12 protein-coding genes and 1 pseudogene are annotated in these 16,456 nt (G+C 72.7%); 6 read left to right on the forward strand and 7 right to left on the reverse strand.

The features are described 5' to 3' along the window. Positions 1 to 31: 31 nt before the first annotated feature. The 4 genes and pseudogenes from AB7J25_RS01285 to AB7J25_RS01300 all read right to left on the reverse strand — a co-directional run bounded on the left by AB7J25_RS01285 (position 32) and on the right by AB7J25_RS01300 (position 3,567). Positions 32 to 625: an HNH endonuclease gene (locus AB7J25_RS01285; protein WP_428504064.1), complete on the reverse strand. Its 594-nt coding sequence runs from the start codon at positions 623 to 625 to the stop codon at positions 32 to 34. 60 nt (positions 626 to 685) lie between these two features. Further along, positions 686 to 1,829, reverse strand: a pseudogene (locus AB7J25_RS01290) (cystathionine gamma-lyase). Further along, entirely contained in the window at positions 1,826 to 2,863 is a 1,038-nt protein-coding gene (locus tag AB7J25_RS01295) for an NAD(P)H-dependent glycerol-3-phosphate dehydrogenase (RefSeq protein ID WP_428504066.1), read from the reverse strand. The pseudogene AB7J25_RS01290 and the gene AB7J25_RS01295 overlap by 4 nt, the downstream one beginning before the upstream one ends. Next, a complete protein-coding gene (locus AB7J25_RS01300; RefSeq protein WP_428504068.1) occupies positions 2,860 to 3,567 on the reverse strand; it encodes a lysophospholipid acyltransferase family protein in 708 nt (235 codons plus the stop codon). Before AB7J25_RS01300 ends, AB7J25_RS01295 begins: the two co-directional genes overlap by 4 nt. A 104-nt stretch (positions 3,568 to 3,671) precedes the next feature. Here AB7J25_RS01300 and cofC point away from each other — a divergent pair, with 104 nt between their 5' ends. The 4 genes from cofC to AB7J25_RS01320 all read left to right on the forward strand — a co-directional run bounded on the left by cofC (position 3,672) and on the right by AB7J25_RS01320 (position 9,501). Next, a complete protein-coding gene (gene cofC, locus AB7J25_RS01305) occupies positions 3,672 to 4,343 on the forward strand; it encodes a 2-phospho-L-lactate guanylyltransferase (protein ID WP_428504070.1) in 672 nt (223 codons plus the stop codon). A gap of 209 nt (positions 4,344 to 4,552) precedes the next feature. Further along, entirely contained in the window at positions 4,553 to 6,865 is a 2,313-nt protein-coding gene (locus tag AB7J25_RS01310; protein WP_428504072.1) for an RNA degradosome polyphosphate kinase, read from the forward strand. A 41-nt stretch (positions 6,866 to 6,906) separates the two neighbouring features. Beyond that, positions 6,907 to 7,869 (forward strand): NUDIX hydrolase, encoded by a 963-nt coding sequence (locus AB7J25_RS01315; RefSeq protein ID WP_428504136.1) that lies wholly within the window; start codon positions 6,907 to 6,909, stop codon positions 7,867 to 7,869. Between the two features lie 474 nt (positions 7,870 to 8,343). Continuing rightward, positions 8,344 to 9,501, forward strand: coding sequence for a glycosyltransferase (locus tag AB7J25_RS01320; RefSeq protein WP_428504074.1), 1,158 nt, complete (start codon positions 8,344 to 8,346; stop codon positions 9,499 to 9,501). Positions 9,502 to 9,598: 97 nt separating this feature from the next. Here AB7J25_RS01320 and AB7J25_RS01325 read toward each other — a convergent pair whose 3' ends face one another. Continuing rightward, the gene (locus AB7J25_RS01325; RefSeq protein WP_428504076.1) at positions 9,599 to 11,362 is read right to left on the reverse strand and encodes a polysaccharide biosynthesis tyrosine autokinase; all 1,764 of its coding nucleotides are present in this window, start codon (positions 11,360 to 11,362) and stop codon (positions 9,599 to 9,601) included. Between the two features lie 193 nt (positions 11,363 to 11,555). Between AB7J25_RS01325 and rfbA the strand changes: the two genes are divergently transcribed. Next, a complete protein-coding gene (gene rfbA / locus AB7J25_RS01330) occupies positions 11,556 to 12,434 on the forward strand; it encodes a glucose-1-phosphate thymidylyltransferase RfbA (protein WP_428504138.1) in 879 nt (292 codons plus the stop codon). Beyond that, positions 12,431 to 13,705, forward strand: a complete 1,275-nt coding sequence (locus tag AB7J25_RS01335; RefSeq protein WP_428504078.1) for an O-antigen ligase family protein — start codon at positions 12,431 to 12,433, stop codon at positions 13,703 to 13,705. Before rfbA ends, AB7J25_RS01335 begins: the two co-directional genes overlap by 4 nt. Here the strand turns inward: AB7J25_RS01335 and AB7J25_RS01340 are convergent. Beyond that, positions 13,675 to 15,285, reverse strand: coding sequence for a hypothetical protein (locus tag AB7J25_RS01340; protein ID WP_428504080.1), 1,611 nt, complete (start codon positions 15,283 to 15,285; stop codon positions 13,675 to 13,677). The genes AB7J25_RS01335 and AB7J25_RS01340 overlap by 31 nt on opposite strands. Next, complete coding sequence (locus AB7J25_RS01345) at positions 15,282 to 16,388, reverse strand: hypothetical protein (RefSeq protein ID WP_428504082.1); 1,107 nt, start codon at positions 16,386 to 16,388, stop codon at positions 15,282 to 15,284. The genes AB7J25_RS01340 and AB7J25_RS01345 overlap by 4 nt, the downstream gene beginning before the upstream one ends. Positions 16,389 to 16,456 lie beyond the last annotated feature (68 nt).

The following is a 16,456-nucleotide window of genomic DNA, read 5'->3' on the forward strand; positions in this document are numbered from 1 at the left end:
GATCGAGTGAACCAGGGGCCAGGGAGGGCGATCAGGCGGCCGCGGCCAACCAGGGCTCCCACGCCGGCAGCGGCTCCACCGCCAGCACCATGATCCCGCCGGCAGCGCGGTTCGGCGCGCGGGGCGGTGTGTCGAGCGTCCAGCCGAGCTCGCCGAGCAGCCGGTCCGCCTTCCTGGAGTTGCACACCCGGCACGCCGCGACGCAGTTCTCCCAGCTGTGCGTGCCGCCGCGGCTGCGGGGGATCACGTGGTCGATGGTGTCGGCGCGCTTGCCGCAGTAGGCGCAGCGGCGGCCGTCACGGCGCAGCACGCCGGCGCGGGTCATGGGGACGCTCGCGCGGTAGGGCACGCGCACGTAGCGGGACAGGCGCATCACCGACGGGGCGGGGACGGTGAGCGACTCGGAGTGGAACGCACTCTCCAGCGATGCCTCGATGCACTCGGCCTTGCCGGTGAGCATGAGCACGACGGCGCGCTTCGCGGTGACGACCGTCAGCGGCTCGAAGGTCGCGTTGAGCAACAGGACCCTTGACCCCGTCGGGACCGCACCCGGGCTCGGCGCGATCCCCGGCGCCTCCCCTGGATCGGGGTCGGCACCGGTGGGGTCGGGTTGTCGTTCGGGCACGCGACCACCTCCCGCGCACAGCAGACCACAGAAGTGGTCTGCACCGCACTCCCCATCGCATCACACACCGGTGTGTCGGGGGTCGGCACCCCGGCCGGCACCGAGTGCCGCGTCGAGGCCCGCGCGGACGTCGGCGACCAGGTCGGCGGTGTCCTCCAGGCCTGCGGAGAATCGCAGCAGGCCGGGTGCGGCGTCGTCGCCCCAGCGGCCGCGGCGGTCGGCGTTGGAGCGCGGCCCGCCGAAGCTCGTGGCGGAGACGACCAGGTCGCAGGCCCCCAGGAACGCCGCGACGGCGGCCTCGTCCGCCAGCGTGAACCGCAGGACCCCGTTCCAGCGGCGCATCTGCGCGGCGGCGACGGCGTGCGCCGGATCGCCGGGCAGGCCGGGCCACCGGACGTCCGCCGCCGCAGGGTGGGCGAGCGCCAGCTCGGCGACGGCGCGGGCGTTGCGGGCCTGCCGCTCCAGGCGCAGGTCCAGGGTGGCGAGGCCGCGCAGCGCGAGCCACGCCTCCACCGCTCCGGGGACGGCTCCGCCCCGGGTGCGGGCGGTCCGCAACCGCTCCGCGAGCACCGGGTCGCGCGCGGAGACGTGGCCCGCGACGACGTCGCCGTGCCCGGAGACGGCCTTGGTGTCGCTCGACGGCGAGATCCGCACCGAGCTCCAGCGGCCGCTGCCCGAGCGGGGTGGCGGTGGTGTTGTCGACCGCGAGGAGCGCCCCCGCCGCGTGCACCTGAGTGGCGGTGGCCCGCAGGTCGCGCACGTCCAGCCCGGGGTTGGACGGCGTCTCGACCAGCACGAGCGCGGCGCCGTCCAGCAGCCCGTCGGGCCACGGGCCTGCCGTGGGCGCCTCGCGGACGTCGACGCCGTGCGGCGCCAGCTCGTCGCGGGCCAGGACCCGGGTGAGGTGGTAGCCGTCCGAGGGCAGGACGACGGCCCCGGCCGGCGCACCGAGGCGCAGGACGGCGCCGAGCGCGGCCATCCCGGACGAGAAGGCGACGCACTCGCCGCCGTCGAGGTCGCCGATCGCCGCCTCGAGGGCCCGCCAGGTGGGGTTGCCCGCGCGGCCGTAGTAGTCGGTGGGCAACGGCTCGGTCGGCGCGCCGAGGTGGAAGCCGGTGGAGAGCACCGGCCCGGCGTGCACGGGCTGCCCGGTCGCGGGAGCGGGGTGCCCGCCGAGGACGCAGCGGGTGCCGTCGCCCCTCACACCAGACCCGCCCGCTCGGGCCGGGGCGCGCGGCTGATCAGCTCCTTCGCCATGGCCTGGGCGGAGAGGCCCTCGTGGCAGACACGCCGGACGGCGTCCGCGATGGGCAGGTCCACGCCGTGGCGCGCACCGAGCTCGCAGATCGACAGGCACGACTTCACGCCCTCCGCGACCTGCCCGTGGTTCGCCGCCTCGGCCTGCGCGAGGGACTCGCCGCGACCCAGGCGCTCGCCGAACGTGCGGTTGCGCGACAGGGGCGACGAGCAGGTGGCGACGAGGTCGCCGAGCCCGGCGAGCCCCGCGAAGGTGAGCGGGTCCGCGCCGAGGGCGACGCCGAGCCGCGAGGTCTCGGCGAGTCCCCTGGTGATCAGCGAGGCGCGGGTGTTGTCGCCGAACCCCATCCCCGCCGCGATCCCGCAGGCCAGCGCGATGACGTTCTTCCCGGCGCCACCCATCTCGCAGCCGACGACGTCGGTGTGGGTGTAGGAGCGGAAGTAGCCGGTGGTGCAGGCGTGCTGGAGTGCGATGGCGCGGTCGTGGTCGGTGCAGGCGATGACGGTGGCGGTGGGCTCGCCCGCGGCGATCTCCCGGGCCAGGTTGGGCCCCGACACGACCGCGACCTGCGACGCCGGCACCCGCGCGACCTCGCAGACGACCTCGCTCATCCGCTTGAGGGTGCCCAGCTCCACGCCCTTCGCCAGGCTCACCAGGGTGGCGTCGCGGGGCAGCAGGTCGCGCCAGTGCGCGAGGTTCGCACGCAGGGTCTGCGACGGCACCGCGAGCGCGACGACGTCCGCGCCGTCCAGCGCCGCCGCGGCGATCGTGGTGGCGGTGAGCGCCTCGGGCAGCCGGATGCCGGGCAGGTAGCCGTCGTTGCGGTGGCCGTGGGTGATCTCCGCCGCGATCTCGGCGCGCCGCGCCCACAGGACGACGTCGCGGCCGGCGTCGGCGAGCACCTTCGCGAACGCCGTGCCCCACGACCCGGCACCCAGGACGGCGACGCGGCCGACGCCACGCGGTGTCCCGGCCGTCACCGGCCGGCCCCGCGGCGGAAGAACTCGGCCGGTGCCGTCTCGCCACGGACGTCGGCGAGCAGGTCGCGCACCCGCGACATGATCAGGTCCGTGACTTCGCGCAGCAGCGCCGCGTCCGCCGTCCTGCCCCGGTAGGGCGAGAGATCCACCGGCGGCCCGCTGCGGACGGTCACGGTCGTGCGCGGCAACGGGCGGAACTTCTTGTTGTAGCCGTCCAGGACCTCCCGGGTGCCCCAGTGCACGGTCGGCACGACGGGAACCCCCGTGGACAGCGCCAGGCGGGCGACACCGGTGCGCGAGAGCATCGGCCAGCCGTCCGGATCCCGTGTGATCGTGCCCTCCGGATAGATCACGACGGCCTTGCCGGCGTCCAGGGCGCCGGTGCCCGCACGCAGGCTCTCCTGGGCGTCCGCCGAGTCCCGGTAGACCGGGATCTGCTCGGTGGCCCGCAGGACCGTGCCCAGCACCGGCACCTTCCAGAGCACGTGCTTGGCGAGGAAGCGCGGGACCCGGCCGGCGCGGTGCACGTGCAGGGCGGTGTACACGGGGTCGAGGTGGGAGATGTGATTGGCGACGACGAGCACCCCGCCCGACTCCGGGATGTGCTCACCGCCCTCGTAGCGTTCGCGCCCGCACAGCAGGCCCAGCGGGTAGAAGACCACCGCCGCCCCCGCGACCCACGGCCCACCCTTCTCGCGCGCCATCCTGCCGACCTCCCCGCCCGCCGATCTCCGCGAGAGTCTTCCCGCCCCGCCGCCGGCGGTCCACCTCCGGGTCGGGGGATCACACCGGGTGCGAAGATGGCGCTGTGGGAGGGCCCGGCCCGGACGGCGCGCAGGTCCAGCTCGTCGTGCCGGTGAAGCCGCTGTGGGCGGCCAAGTCGCGCCTGCGCGGTGCCGCGGGCGAGGACCCGGTCGCGCACGGCAGGCTCGCGCTCGCGCTCGCCCTGGACACGATCTCCGCGGCGGGTGCGGCGCGGTTGGTGGGGCGGGTGCTGGTGATGAGCACGGACCCGGACGTCGCGGCGGGGCTCGTCGAGCGCGGGGTGGCCGTCGAGCCGGACGGTCCGAAGCCGGGGCTGAACGCGGCGCTGAGCCACGGCACCCGGTTGCTGCGCCGGGACGGGGCGGGGGTCGTGGGCGCGCTGCAGGCCGACCTGCCCGCCCTCAGCGCGGCCGAGCTGGACGCCGCCCTCGCCGCGGCGCTCGCCGCGTTCGCCGCGGGGGCGGCGCGGGCGTTCGTCCCGGACGCGGCAGGCACCGGGACGACGTTGCTGCTGGCGGCCCCCGGCGCGCCGATCGCGCCGCGCTTCGGCCGGGAGTCCGCGCGGCGCCACCGCGGCTCGGGCGCGGTGGCGCTCACGGGCCCGTGGCCGGGGCTGCGCCGCGACGTGGACACCGGCGAGGATCTTCGCGCGGCCGCCGACATCGGGTTGGGCCCGCACACCAGGGCCGTGCTGACACCCTGTGCGGGGACGTAGCCCCGATACTTGATCATCATTGTTCACCCGGATGTCGACCGGCGATGCGCACTCTCCGGGCCCTGGTGCGCGAGAATCACCCTGTGGGTGACGACGTGGCCGGCTGGGCGAACGGGGGCGGAACGGATCCGATCGGGCGGGTGCACCGGATGCCTGCACCACGCCGGTTCCCGCGCCCGGCTGTCCGGCGCACGGGACCGACCTGGCGGATGACCGACGTCGCGGGCACCGGTGTGGACGGCATCCCGCGCGGGCTGGGCGGCCGCGTGTCGCACGCCTCCGCCGGCACGGCGCCGGGGCCGGCGGCGGTGCCCACGGAGATCGGCCCGTTGGCGCCGGCGAACGGCGGGGCGCCCGCGGGACTCTCCGTTCCCGAGGCCGCCGTTCCGGTGAACCCGCCCGCGCGGACCCTCTCGCCCGCCCCCGCGGGCCTGCCCGAGGACCGCTACCTCAACCGCGAGCTCTCCTGGCTGGACTTCAACGCCCGCGTCCTCGCGCTGGCCGAGGACCCGAGCCAACCGCTGCTGGAGCGCGCCAAGTTCCTGGCGATCTTCGCGTCGAACCTCGACGAGTTCTACATGGTGCGCGTGGCGGGCCTGAAGCGCCGCGACGAGACGGGGCTCGCGGTGCGCAGCGCGGACGGCCTCACCCCGCGCGAGCAGCTGGCCCGGATCGCGGCACGCACGCAGGCGATCGCGGTGGCGCACGCGCGGGTGTTCCTCGACGAGGTGCGGCCCGAGCTCGCGGACCGGGGGATCCGCATCCTGCGCTGGTCCGATCTGTCGGTGCACCAGCGCCTGCAGCTGTCGGACTACTTCTCCGCGCAGGTCTACCCGGTGCTCACGCCGCTGGCGGTCGATCCGGCACACCCGTTCCCCTACATCTCGGGGCTGTCGCTGAACCTGGCCGTCACGGTGCGCGACCCGGAGGGCCACACCGAACGGTTCGCGCGGGTCAAGGTGCCCAACAACGTCCCGCGGCTGGTGCAGGTGCGCTCGGAGGCCGAGAACGGCACGGTCACCTTCCTGCCGGTCGAGGACCTCATCGCCGCGCACCTCGGGGATCTCTTCACCGGGATGGAGGTCGCGGAGGTGCACGCCTTCCGGGTCACGCGCAACGCGGACCTGGAGGTCGAGGAGGACCGCGACGAGGACCTCCTGCAGTCCCTGGAGCGCGAGCTCGCGCGGCGGCGCTTCGGCCCGCCGGTGCGCCTCGAGGTCACCGACACGATGAGCGAGCACGTCCTGGAGCTGCTGCTGCGGGAGCTGGACGTCGACCCGCACGACGTCGTCACCGTGCCGGGGCTGCTCGACCTCACGGCGCTGTGGCAGGTCCACGGCGTGGACCGGCCCGACCTGAAGGACGAGCCGTTCGTCCCCGCGACCCACCCGGCGTTCGCGGACAAGGAGACCCCGCGCAGCATCTTCGCCACGCTGCGGGAAGGTGGCGACGTCCTCGTCCACCACCCGTACGACTCGTTCTCCACGAGCGTGCAGCGCTTCATCGAGCAGGCCGCGGCGGACCCGAACGTGCTGGCGATCAAGCAGACGCTCTACCGCACGTCCGGCGACTCTCCCATCGTGGACGCCCTGGTGGAGGCCGCTGCGGCGGGCAAGCAGGTGGTGGCCCTGGTGGAGCTCAAGGCCCGGTTCGACGAGCAGGCCAACATCCGCTGGGCGCGCGAGCTGGAGAAGGCGGGCGTCCACGTCGTCTACGGGCTCGTGGGCCTCAAGACGCACTGCAAGACGTCGCTGGTGGTGCGCCAGGAGGGGTCGACGATCCGCCGCTACTGCCACGTCGGCACCGGCAACTACCACCCCAAGACGGCCCGGCTCTACGAGGACATCGGGGTGCTCACCGCGGACGCGACGATCGGCGCGGACCTCACGGACCTGTTCAACTCGCTCACCGGCTACTCCCGCCAGACGTCCTACCGCAGCCTGCTCGTCGCGCCGTACGGGGTGCGGCGCGGCATCGTGCGCCGCATCGAGGACGAGATCGAGGCCCACCGCGAGGGCAACGCGGGCGCCTGCGTCCGGATCAAGGTCAACTCGCTGGTGGACGAGCAGGTCATCGACGCCCTGTACCGCGCGTCGCAGGCGGGTGTCCCGGTGGACGTGGTGGTGCGCGGCATCTGCGCGCTGCGCCCGGGCCGGGAGGGGTTGAGCGAGAACATCCACGTGCGCTCGATCCTCGGGCGCTTCCTCGAGCACAGCCGGATCTTCCACTTCGGTGCCGCGCAGGAGTACTGGATCGGCAGCGCGGACATGATGCACCGCAACCTGGACCGCCGGGTCGAGGCGCTGCTGCGGGTCGCCGACAAGCGGCTCGCGACCAAGCTGGACCAGGTGTTCGCCTCCGCACTGGACCCGGCGACCCGCTGCTGGACGCTCGACGCGTCCGGCGGCTGGGAGCCCTCCCCCGCCCCCGGCTCGGGGGTCTCCCCGGTGCGCGACCACCAGGCCGAGATGATGGCCCTGCACGCCGCGCCGCCCGCCGACACGAGCGTGCAGTCGGCGTGAGCAGCGAGGTGCGGTACGACGGGCTCGACGGCGACCCGTCGGTGGGTGCGGACGTCCTCGCCGCGGGCGCCGTGCTCTGGCGCCCCACCGCGGGGACGGACGGCGTCGGCGGCTCCGCTGTGGACACTGTGGATGCCGTGGACGGTGTCGCAAAGGTCGAGCTGGCGCTGGTGCACCGGCCGCGCTACGACGACTGGTCGTTCCCCAAGGGGAAGCTCGACTCCGAGGAGACGATGGCGGCGGCCGCCGTCCGCGAGGTCGTCGAGGAGACCGGGTTCGCCCTCCGGTTGGGCCACGTCGTGAGCGACGTGCGCTACACCGTCCCGGACGGGCGCAAGCTGGTGCGCTACTGGAGCGCGCAGGCCCTCGACGGCCACTTCACGCCGGGCGCCGAGACCGACGAGCTGCGCTGGTTGGGCCCGGACGAGGCGGTCGAGCTCCTGAGCTACTCCAGGGACGTCGACCTGCTCAAGCGCTTCACGGCCGTGGGCCTGCCGGAGTCGATCGTCCTGCTGGTGCGGCACGCGAAGGCGGGCAACCGCATGCGGTGGGACGGCGACGACGACCTGCGCCCGCTCTCCGGGGCCGGCCACGAGCAGGCCGAGCAGCTCGCCGACCTGCTGCCGCTGTTCCGGCCGGAGCGGCTGGTCTCGGCGCCGCCGCTGCGCTGCGTCGACACCTTGAGGCCCACCGCGTCCCGGCTGGGCCTGGAGGTGACACTCGAGCCGCTGCTCGGGGAGGACGACTACTGGGACGAACCCGCGGCCGGGCTCGCGCAACTGCGGGAGCTGGCGGCCACGGCGGGCGTGACCGCGGTGTGCAGCCAGGGTGGCGTGATCCCGGACGTGGTGGGTGAACTGGCCGCCGCCGCGGGCCGGGCTGGGGCGCGCCGGCTGGGGATCGACCCGGACGACGTGCCGTCGAAGAAGGGCAGCACCTGGGTGCTCGGGTTCCGCGACGGCGGGCTGGTGACGGCCGACCACTTCCCGACGCCGCTGGGCTGAACATGAGAGTGGTCGGGCCGGTCTGTGGATGCTGTGGACCGGCGTTGACGGCTGCCGACACCGCGACCCGGCCGCGCCGGGCATGTCGACCTGCGACACGGTGACTCGTCGACCCGCCGGTGCACTCCGCGGTGACGGGAGTCCGGTGGTCGGTCGCGCGCGACCGTAACACCCACGTTCGACTGAACGAATCTAGACACAAGTACTCCGCGTGCAGATTCGCTCCCCCAGCCTGCTGTCGCGGCGTGCCACAGGCTCCCCCAAATGCACTAAGAACCTGAGGTAGAGGTCGCTCCCCGTGATCATTCAGGACGTCGGTATCCGTGTCAGTCGTCCCTCCTGGGCACCCGCGCACCCGGCGCGATGACGAACCCATCCGGGTCTGGGCGATACGAGCGTGCCGCCCACGGGCCGCACGGGATCCCGTCAGCGGTTGCGCTCCCCGGACCTCCCGAGGTTCCGATTCAGCGGACCGTGCCGGCCGCCGAACGGATCCGCCATCCGGCCGCATTCGGCCCGCCGTCCGTGATCTTGGTGCACGACTACCTCACGCAACGCGGCGGGGCGGAGCGGGTCGCCCTGGAGATGGCACGCCAGTTCCCGGGAGCACCGCTCCTCACGACCTTCTACGAGCCATCGACGACCTTCGCCGGCTTCCAGGACGTCGATGTGCGCCCCTGCCTGCTCTCCCGCCTCTCCCCCCTGCGGCGTGACCCGCGACGAGCCTTCCCGCTCCTCGCCGGAATGATCACGGTTCGCCGGGCGCCTGCGGGCGTCGTGCTCGCGAGTTCGTCGGGTTGGGCCCACGGTCTGCGCACCCGAGGTCCGAAGATCGTCTACTGCCACAACCCTGCGCGCTGGCTGTACCAGCCCGACGACTACTTCGCCGCACTCCCCCGCGCCGCCCGCCGTGCGATTGCGCGCCTGCTCGCGCCGCTGCGCACGTGGGACCGCCGCGCTGCCCGATCGGCCACGCGCTACCTCGCGAACTCGACGGTGGTAGCCGCGCGCATCGAGAAGTCGTACGGCATCACCGCAACCGTGGTGCACCCACCGGCCGGGTTGCTCCCGGACGGACCGCGCGAGCCGATCCCCGGGATCGAGCCGGGTTACTTCCTGACCATCGGCCGCCGACGCGGATACAAGAACAACGAGCTGGTGTGCGCGGCCGCGACCGCCGCCGGACGCCGGCTGGTCATCGTGGGGGGCGCGTCAGCAGACGGCGCGCCGGGGATCGTTGGGGTCTCCGACATCTCCGACGCACAGTTGCGGTGGCTCTACGCGAACTGCGCCGCGGTCGTCGCGATGAGCAAGGAGGACTTCGGCCTCACCCCCGTGGAGGGCTTCGGCTTCGGGAAGCCCTGCATCGCGTTGAGGGCAGGGGGATACCTGGACAGTTGTGTCGAAGGCCTCACCGGCACGTTCGTGGACGAGCCGGATCTGCACCAGCTCACGAGGGCGCTCCACAGGTTCGATCCGACGCGTTACAGCAGTTCCGCGATCACCCGCCACGCACAACGGTTCAGCCCTGCCGAGTTCGGCCGCCTGCTGCGCGACGAGGTGGCCCGCGCGGCGCATCCCACGCCGATCGCTTCGCGGATTCGGGATTCGGGAACCGTCCGAGCGGTCTGAGGCAGTCGCAGCCCACGATCGATGTTGTGGACGGACCTGCCCGCCGCTGGAGGATCCCGGGCCGTGTCACTCCTGGGCCCCGCCGCCGGATCGGCACCTACCGCTGCGGTGGAGCCGTCCCACGGGGTACGCGGCGGCCGTTGGTGGGAATCCTCCGGCCGGGGACGGGCACCAGCGGCCCGGAGACCGGGGCGAACGGCAGCGGGCCGGAGGGCTGAGGCCGCGCGTGGCGCGGCGCGTCACCACCGCCGACCCGCGGGACCGGGGGTGTCACGTCAGGCGGGTGCACCGGGAGCGGTCCGGACGGAACTCCCTGCCTCGGTCGCTGCGCCGGCACCGGGGGCGGTGTCGACACCTGTGGCGGTGTCGGCGGTGTCGGCGGTGTCGGCGGTGTCGGCGGCGGCGGCGGTGTCTGCGGCGGCACGTGGCGGACGTGACGGGGAGTCGCCGTCTCCTCCTCCGGCGGGGGCACATCGCGAGCGACGGGCCGGAGTGGGGCCACCTCGAACTCGGCACCGTACGAGGCATAGGACGTCTCGGAGTCCTTGATGCCTGGGACGGCCGCGAGGACGACGCCGAGCAGGTCAGTGGACACCGCACTCAGCCTCGCGCAGGCCGCCTCGACATCAGCCCTGCTGGTGGTGCGGTACCGACAGACCAGGACGGCACCGTCGGTGAGCGGGCCCAGCACGGCGGCATCGGTGACGGGCAACAGGGGTGGAGTGTCGATCAGGACGTAGTCGTACTGCGCGCGCACTTCGCGCACGATCGTTCCCATCCGCCGCGATGCCAGCAGCTCGCTCGGGTTCGGCGGCAACGGGCCCGACGCCAGGACGTCGAGCACCCCTCCACCCCACGGCTGGATCACCGTCGCGAGTTCGGCGCGGCCGGCGAGGACGCTGGTCAGACCCGCAGTGCGGTCCAGGTGGAACAGGTCGGCGGCACCGGGCCTGCGCAGGTCCGCCTCGATGACGAGCACCCGGCATCCGGCGGCGGCGAGAGCGAGGGCGAGGTTGCAGACCGTGGTCGTCTTGCCCTCCGCGGAGACGGCGCTCGTCACGGTGATGACCTTGCACGGCTCGTCGACCCGCAGGAACTGCAGGCCGGTCCGCAGGTGCCGGTAGGCCTCGGCCGCCGCGGACTGCGCGCCGTCCGCGACGACCAGCCGGCTGTTCTTCGACTCGGCGTCCAGCGCGGTGATGCCGATCGCCGGGGCCCCGGTGATCGCCTGCAACCGGGCCGTCGACGTCACCGAGGTGTCCAGCGCATTGCGCACGAAAGCGGCCGCGACACCGAGCCCGATCCCGAGCAGGATCCCGACCGCAAGGTAGACGGGCAGGCCGGGGCTGGAGGGCCCGCCCGGCACCGTGGCCGGTGCGACAACCTGGACGACCACGTCGGCCGATCCATCCTCCGATGCCGCGGCCTCCAGTTTCTCGATCATGGAGATGAACGATGCGGCCACGGCGTTGACGGTCTGGGCCGCCCGCTCGGGCGAGGTGTCCACGACGCTGATGTCGATCAGCGTGGAGTCCGCGACGCGGCCGGCGCCGATCCGCGACCGCAGCGAACCGGGTGTCTCGGACAGCCCGAGCGAGGCGATGGCGTCCTCGGCCACCCGCTCGCTGCGCACCAGCTCGACGTAAGAGGCCACACGCTGCTGCGCCAGCAGGGTTCCCTGGTAGGTGGCCTCCTCCGCCGCAGCCGGGACGCGCGTGGTGACGTAGGTGGTGAGCGAGGCGGTGTACTCGGCCGGCCGGGTCACGAAGAGCGCCCCGGCGACGGCCGCGCAGAGGAGCGTGACCGTCACGGCGGTGAGCCAGCGGGCCCGCAGGACGCGCAGGTGATCCTGAGGACTCACGGGGCCGCTTCCCTTCCCGGCCTCGCTCGAAGGCCGCGATACCTCTGTGTCGTCGGGCCAGTAGGACGGATCGTTACCAACGCGCCGACGCACGTCACCCGTTCTCCCGCACCTGTAACCGTCGATCGGCCGATGGCGATTTCATAGTGTGATCAGTCGGGACCTCGTCCGTGAGAGACCGGTAAGAGGCATCATCCTGGCGGGTGGCTGCGGGACACGCCTGCACCCGCTCACCCGGGCGGTGTCCAAGCAGCTGCTCCCGGTCTATGACAAGCCGATGATCTACCACCCCCTGTCCGTGCTGATGCTCGCCGGCATCCGGGAGATCCTGATCATCAGCACGCCCCGCGACCTGCCAGACTTCGTGCGGCTCCTCGGCGACGGCCACGAGCTCGGCCTGCAGTTCAGCTATCGCGAACAGCCGTCGCCCGACGGTCTCGCGCAGGCGTTCCTCATCGGCGCGGGCCACATCGACGGCTCCCCGGCCGCGCTCGTACTGGGCGACAACATCTTCCACGGCCCCGGCTTCTCCGCGACGCTGCAGCGCAGCATCTCCGGAACGATCTCCGGCGCGGACGGGTGCGTTCTCTTCGGTTATCCCGTCAGCGATCCGCATCGCTACGGCGTGGCGGAGACCGATGCGCGCGGCCGCCTCGTCTCGATCGAGGAGAAGCCCGACAAGCCTCGCTCCGACCGAGCCGTCACAGGCCTCTACCTCTACGACGACGAGGTCGTCGACATCGCCAGGACGCTCACGCCGTCGGCGCGCGGCGAGCTGGAGATCACCGATCTCAACCGTGTCTACCTCGAGCGGGGCCGGGCCCGACTCGTGGATCTGGGTCGCGGGTTCGCGTGGCTCGACACCGGCACGCACGACTCCCTGCTCGAGGCGGGCCAGTACGTGCAGGTGCTCGAGCACCGCCAGGGCATTCGGATCGCCTGCATTGAGGAGATCGCGTTGCGGATGGGGTTCATCGATGCCGAGGCGTGCTTCGCCCTCGGTGCACGGCAGGCATCGTCCGGGTATGGCGAGTACATCATGACCATCGCCCGGGCGCACGCGGCGGGATGACCGCCCGAGACCTCGCCGTATCGATCCCGTCGACGCGCGGGGTCGGTTCGGCGCGCGGCCGCAGCCACTGGCCGCTGTCCCTGACGATCGCGCTCCTGCCGTTCACCTACGTCCCACACGAGATCGTGCGGATCGACCTCAAGGTCTCCTACGTCCAGCTGGCCATGGTGGTGACCGCAGGCCTCCTGTACGGAGCGTTCCGAGGTCGCCTCCGGGCCCTCGAAGTAGTGGCGATCCTCCTCGGTGCATGGGCCCTGAGCAGGCTGCTGCTCATCAGCTATCTCGACACCGGCGTTCCTGAGGTCGGCAAGGCGCTGCGCGAAGGGTCGATCCTGGTCACAGCGCTGGTCCACTACCGGCTGGCGAGCCGCCCGGAACTCCGGCCCGCGGTGCTGCGCGGCCTGGTCGCGGCGCTGTGTCTCATGCTCACGATGGAGGCCTACCAGCTGACGGTCGGGTTGGACACGCTACTGGCCCTGGGCTACGAGTCGCCGGATTTCAACTACAACACCGCCGACGGCGGCTACCGGCCGTTCGGCACGATGCAGTCACCGGTCGTCTTCGGTACCTATCTCGCCATGGTCGGCCTCGTGGTGACGCTCGGGACGCGGCGCTGGGTCGCCGCGGCCGCGTTCGTCGCCACCAGCGTGGGCATCGCCCTGACCCAGACCCGCAGCGCGCTGATCGCGTTCGCCGTCGGGCTCGGCGTCGCCCTGCTGATGCAGCCGAAGCCTGCGCGCGGCGGAAAGCTGCTGCTGGCCGTGCCGGTGCTGTGGGCCACGGCGCTCGCCGCAGTCCTCCGGCCGGAGCTCTTCAGCTCGCTGTTCGCGAGGTTGGGCAGCGTGACCGACACGACGGACACCTCGGGGGCGGTGCGGCTGGATCTCTGGGCCGGAACGCTGCGGGCCGCCGCCGGGCGGCCCGTCGACGGCTACGGTGCTACCGAGTTCGCCCTGACGATGCAGCGGTACGTGGGCGCCTTGTCGGAGTACGGCCACCCGCACAACACCTACCTGCAGGTCCTCTACCTCTACGGCGTGGTCGGGATGGCGCTGTTCATCGCGGTGATCGTTCTCGCGCTGCACCCGGGCCACGCCGGACTGCCTGCGGATCGCGTGCGGATCGCCGCCGTCGCCGCCGTCCTGGCGTACGCGATCGGCGCCTTCTTCGAGGCGACCTGGACCAGCTTCAACATGATCGCGACGCTGTTCATCGTGGCCGGGCTCTCGGCCGGGACGGCCTACCCGCAGGAGAAGTCCTTCCGCACGTAGACCCCGAGCGGCGTGAGGGGTCCCCAGACGACCACGCGGTCCAGCAGGTAGTCACCGCCCAGCACGGTCGACCTCGGCTCGGCGTCGAAGGAGAGGATCATCTCGGGGCGCCGCTCGGTGAGGATCCGGCCGATGGCCGAGTCGGCGTCGAACCACTCGCGGTCGGCGATGCCATAGAAGGTCCGCGCCTCGTCCGGCGCCGTCCGCGCGATCTCGGCGTCGGTCAGGCCTCGCATGTCGATGATGTGCAGGTCCTGTCGGGCGAATCCGAAGTAGCCCATCTCGGTGTAGGCCACCGACGAGCCCGGTCCCAGGCAGGCGACGAGGTCCGGGCCCATCGCCCAGAGCCGGCTCGACGCACCGTCGAAATCGGAGTTGCCAACCTCCACGAGCGACCGGTCGTCGAACGACGCCGTCCGCCACACCGGGGAGAACGCCGACGTCACCGGCCAGCACGTGGCCGCGAGGACGGCAGCGGCGAGCGCTGCGCCGATCGCGGTCCGCCCCCTCCCGGGCAGGCATCGGTCCACGACCGCGACGAGCCCGATCACGAGCAGGACCGCCAGCGCGGGCAGCAGCGGGGCAAGGAAACGCGCACCGCGCATCCAGTCGCCACCAGAGGTCAGGACGAACACCGCCTGGCCCACGACGACGGCGGCGAGCGGCAGCAGGGCCCGACGATGGCGGTGGACGAGCACGACCGCGGCACACACCAGCGCGAACTGCACGACCAGGGCTGCCGTGGCTCCCGGCCGGTCCAGCGTGTCCCAGACCGGCTGGCTCTTGCGGACATAGCGGCTCGCCGTCACCAGACCCTCGACGGCCCCTGTCTCCTTGGCGTGGTAGGTGTTCGGGACGACCGATCCGAAGTAGGCGAGCCGGGCCACGACCAGCGCGGCGACGGCCAGCATCGGTCCCGCGACCCAGTGCAGGCTGGCGCGATAGCCGCGCACATCGGGTCGCACGGCGACGGCGAGCACCAGGAGCAGGACGATCAGCATCGACTCGGGCCGGGTGATCGCAAGCGCGCCCGCGACGACTCCGGTCACCGCGGGTCGCGTCACGTGCTCGCCCCCGATCAGGAGCGCAGCGAGCAGGGTGGTGAGGAAGGCGACGAGGCTCGTCTCGAGGCCGTTGGTCGACGACACGGCGAGCGCCCACGAACCGCCGATCGCTCCGAGCGCGAGCAGCCGCGCCCAGCGCCGTAGGCCGGCGGCTCGCACGAGCTTGACCGACGCGATCAGCGTGAGAACGCCGAATGCGATCGACATCAGCTTCATCTTCAGCAGGAAGTAGCCGCCCGGGAGCGCGGTGAGGACGACCGTGAGTGCGAGGTGAAGCGGGCTGCTGAAGCCTTCGACCGGTTCGCCCGGGTTGAAGACCAGCCCCTCGCCGCGCAGGGCGTTGGCGGCGTAGCGGGCGGTGATCAGAGCATCGTCGGGCGAGTAATGGAACACCACGACGGAGATCAGCAGGAACGGCCCGAGCGCGACGAGGTGATCCGCACCCCGCTTCAGCCTGCGCCTGCCGCGGCGTCGCGTGCCCGAAGGCGCGTCGGGGCCCGCGATGGTGAGGCTCATGCGATCGTCCCGTCCTCGATCAGTCCCGCGGCCTGCAGGGCCGCGATCAGCGAGGTCAGCGCCCCGCCATCCGCCCGCCCGCCCGCCACGAGCGGGAGGCTGCGCGAGCCGCGCCGGACGGTCCGCGCGAAGTCGTTGAGCGGGGTCTGGACGTAGATCGGGTGGTTGGCGTATCCCGTGACGTCCACGAGCGCGGGGCTCTCGGGGTTGGGGAACCCCTCGTCGAGGCGCGGGGAGAGCCAGACCGGACCGTGGGTGACGTCGCGGACGGTGAACGCCGGGCGTGCCGGGGTGCCGTCCCAGGTCCAGTAGCCGCCCTCGATGCGGATGTTGCCGGACGTGGCGAGCACGACGTGCTGCTCGGAGACGAACTCGATCGGCGAGGCGATCAGGACCAGTCCGGAGAAGCCGCGGTTCTCCCCGTCGGGGTCCTCGTGCAGGATCCCGAACCGCGAGAAGCCGAGGTGCGACCGGATCACCGCGAAGTTGTCGGTGCCGACGCCGGCGGGAAGGTAGATGCTGGCGCGCTCGTTCCCGTCGAGGAACGAGCCCGTCACGAAGTGGTCGAAGTGGTTGTCCCGCTCGAAGGTGATCCCGTCGGTGTTGCCGTTGAGCGCACAGTGTTCCAGCGTCGCGTGGTCGGACCAGGCACCGAACGTCACGCCCGCGGCGAAGCCGACGGCGACCACCCGCCGCGCGAGCGCCCCGTGCGTGTGATGGGACTCGCCGTCGCCGGCGAACCGCAGCCCGATCGAGCCGGCCCGCGCGCCGTGGCCGACCAGGGCGAGCCCGTCCACGCTCACCCACGAGCGCCGGACGCGCAGCAGCGAGGTCATCCCGTCCTGGGTCTGCCGATCGAGCGGCTGGAGGATCGAGCCGTACACCTCGTTTCCGTTGTCGTCGTTCTTGTCCCGGCCCCACGATCCGGCCAGGTTGACGTGGCGATCCACGTCGAGTTCGGCGGAGAGGCGGTACGCCTCGCCGGGGCCGACGGGCGGGATCCATATGGTGGTGCCCTCCGGGACCTCGTCGAGCGCTCGCCGGAGGACGGGGAAGGCGTCGAAGTCGGGATCGGTGGTACGGATCGTGCCGAACTCGCGCACGTCGATACCCGGCGTAACGCCCAGGAGCGCCGAGGGCGACTCGCTCGCGGAGGCGCGACCGGCTGGAC

Source organism: Pseudonocardia sp. (assembly GCF_050246655.1).
Lineage (GTDB): Bacteria > Actinomycetota > Actinomycetes > Mycobacteriales > Pseudonocardiaceae > Pseudonocardia.

Coding starts and splice junctions, on each gene's coding strand:
- AB7J25_RS01300 (WP_428504068.1), bottom strand. CDS start 3,567: ATGGCGCGCGAGAAGGGTGGGCCGTGGGTCGCGGGGGCGGCGGTGGTC.
- AB7J25_RS01310 (WP_428504072.1), top strand. CDS start 4,553: ATGACCGACGTCGCGGGCACCGGTGTGGACGGCATCCCGCGCGGGCTG.
- AB7J25_RS01335 (WP_428504078.1), top strand. CDS start 12,431: ATGACCGCCCGAGACCTCGCCGTATCGATCCCGTCGACGCGCGGGGTC.
- AB7J25_RS01340 (WP_428504080.1), bottom strand. CDS start 15,285: ATGAGCCTCACCATCGCGGGCCCCGACGCGCCTTCGGGCACGCGACGC.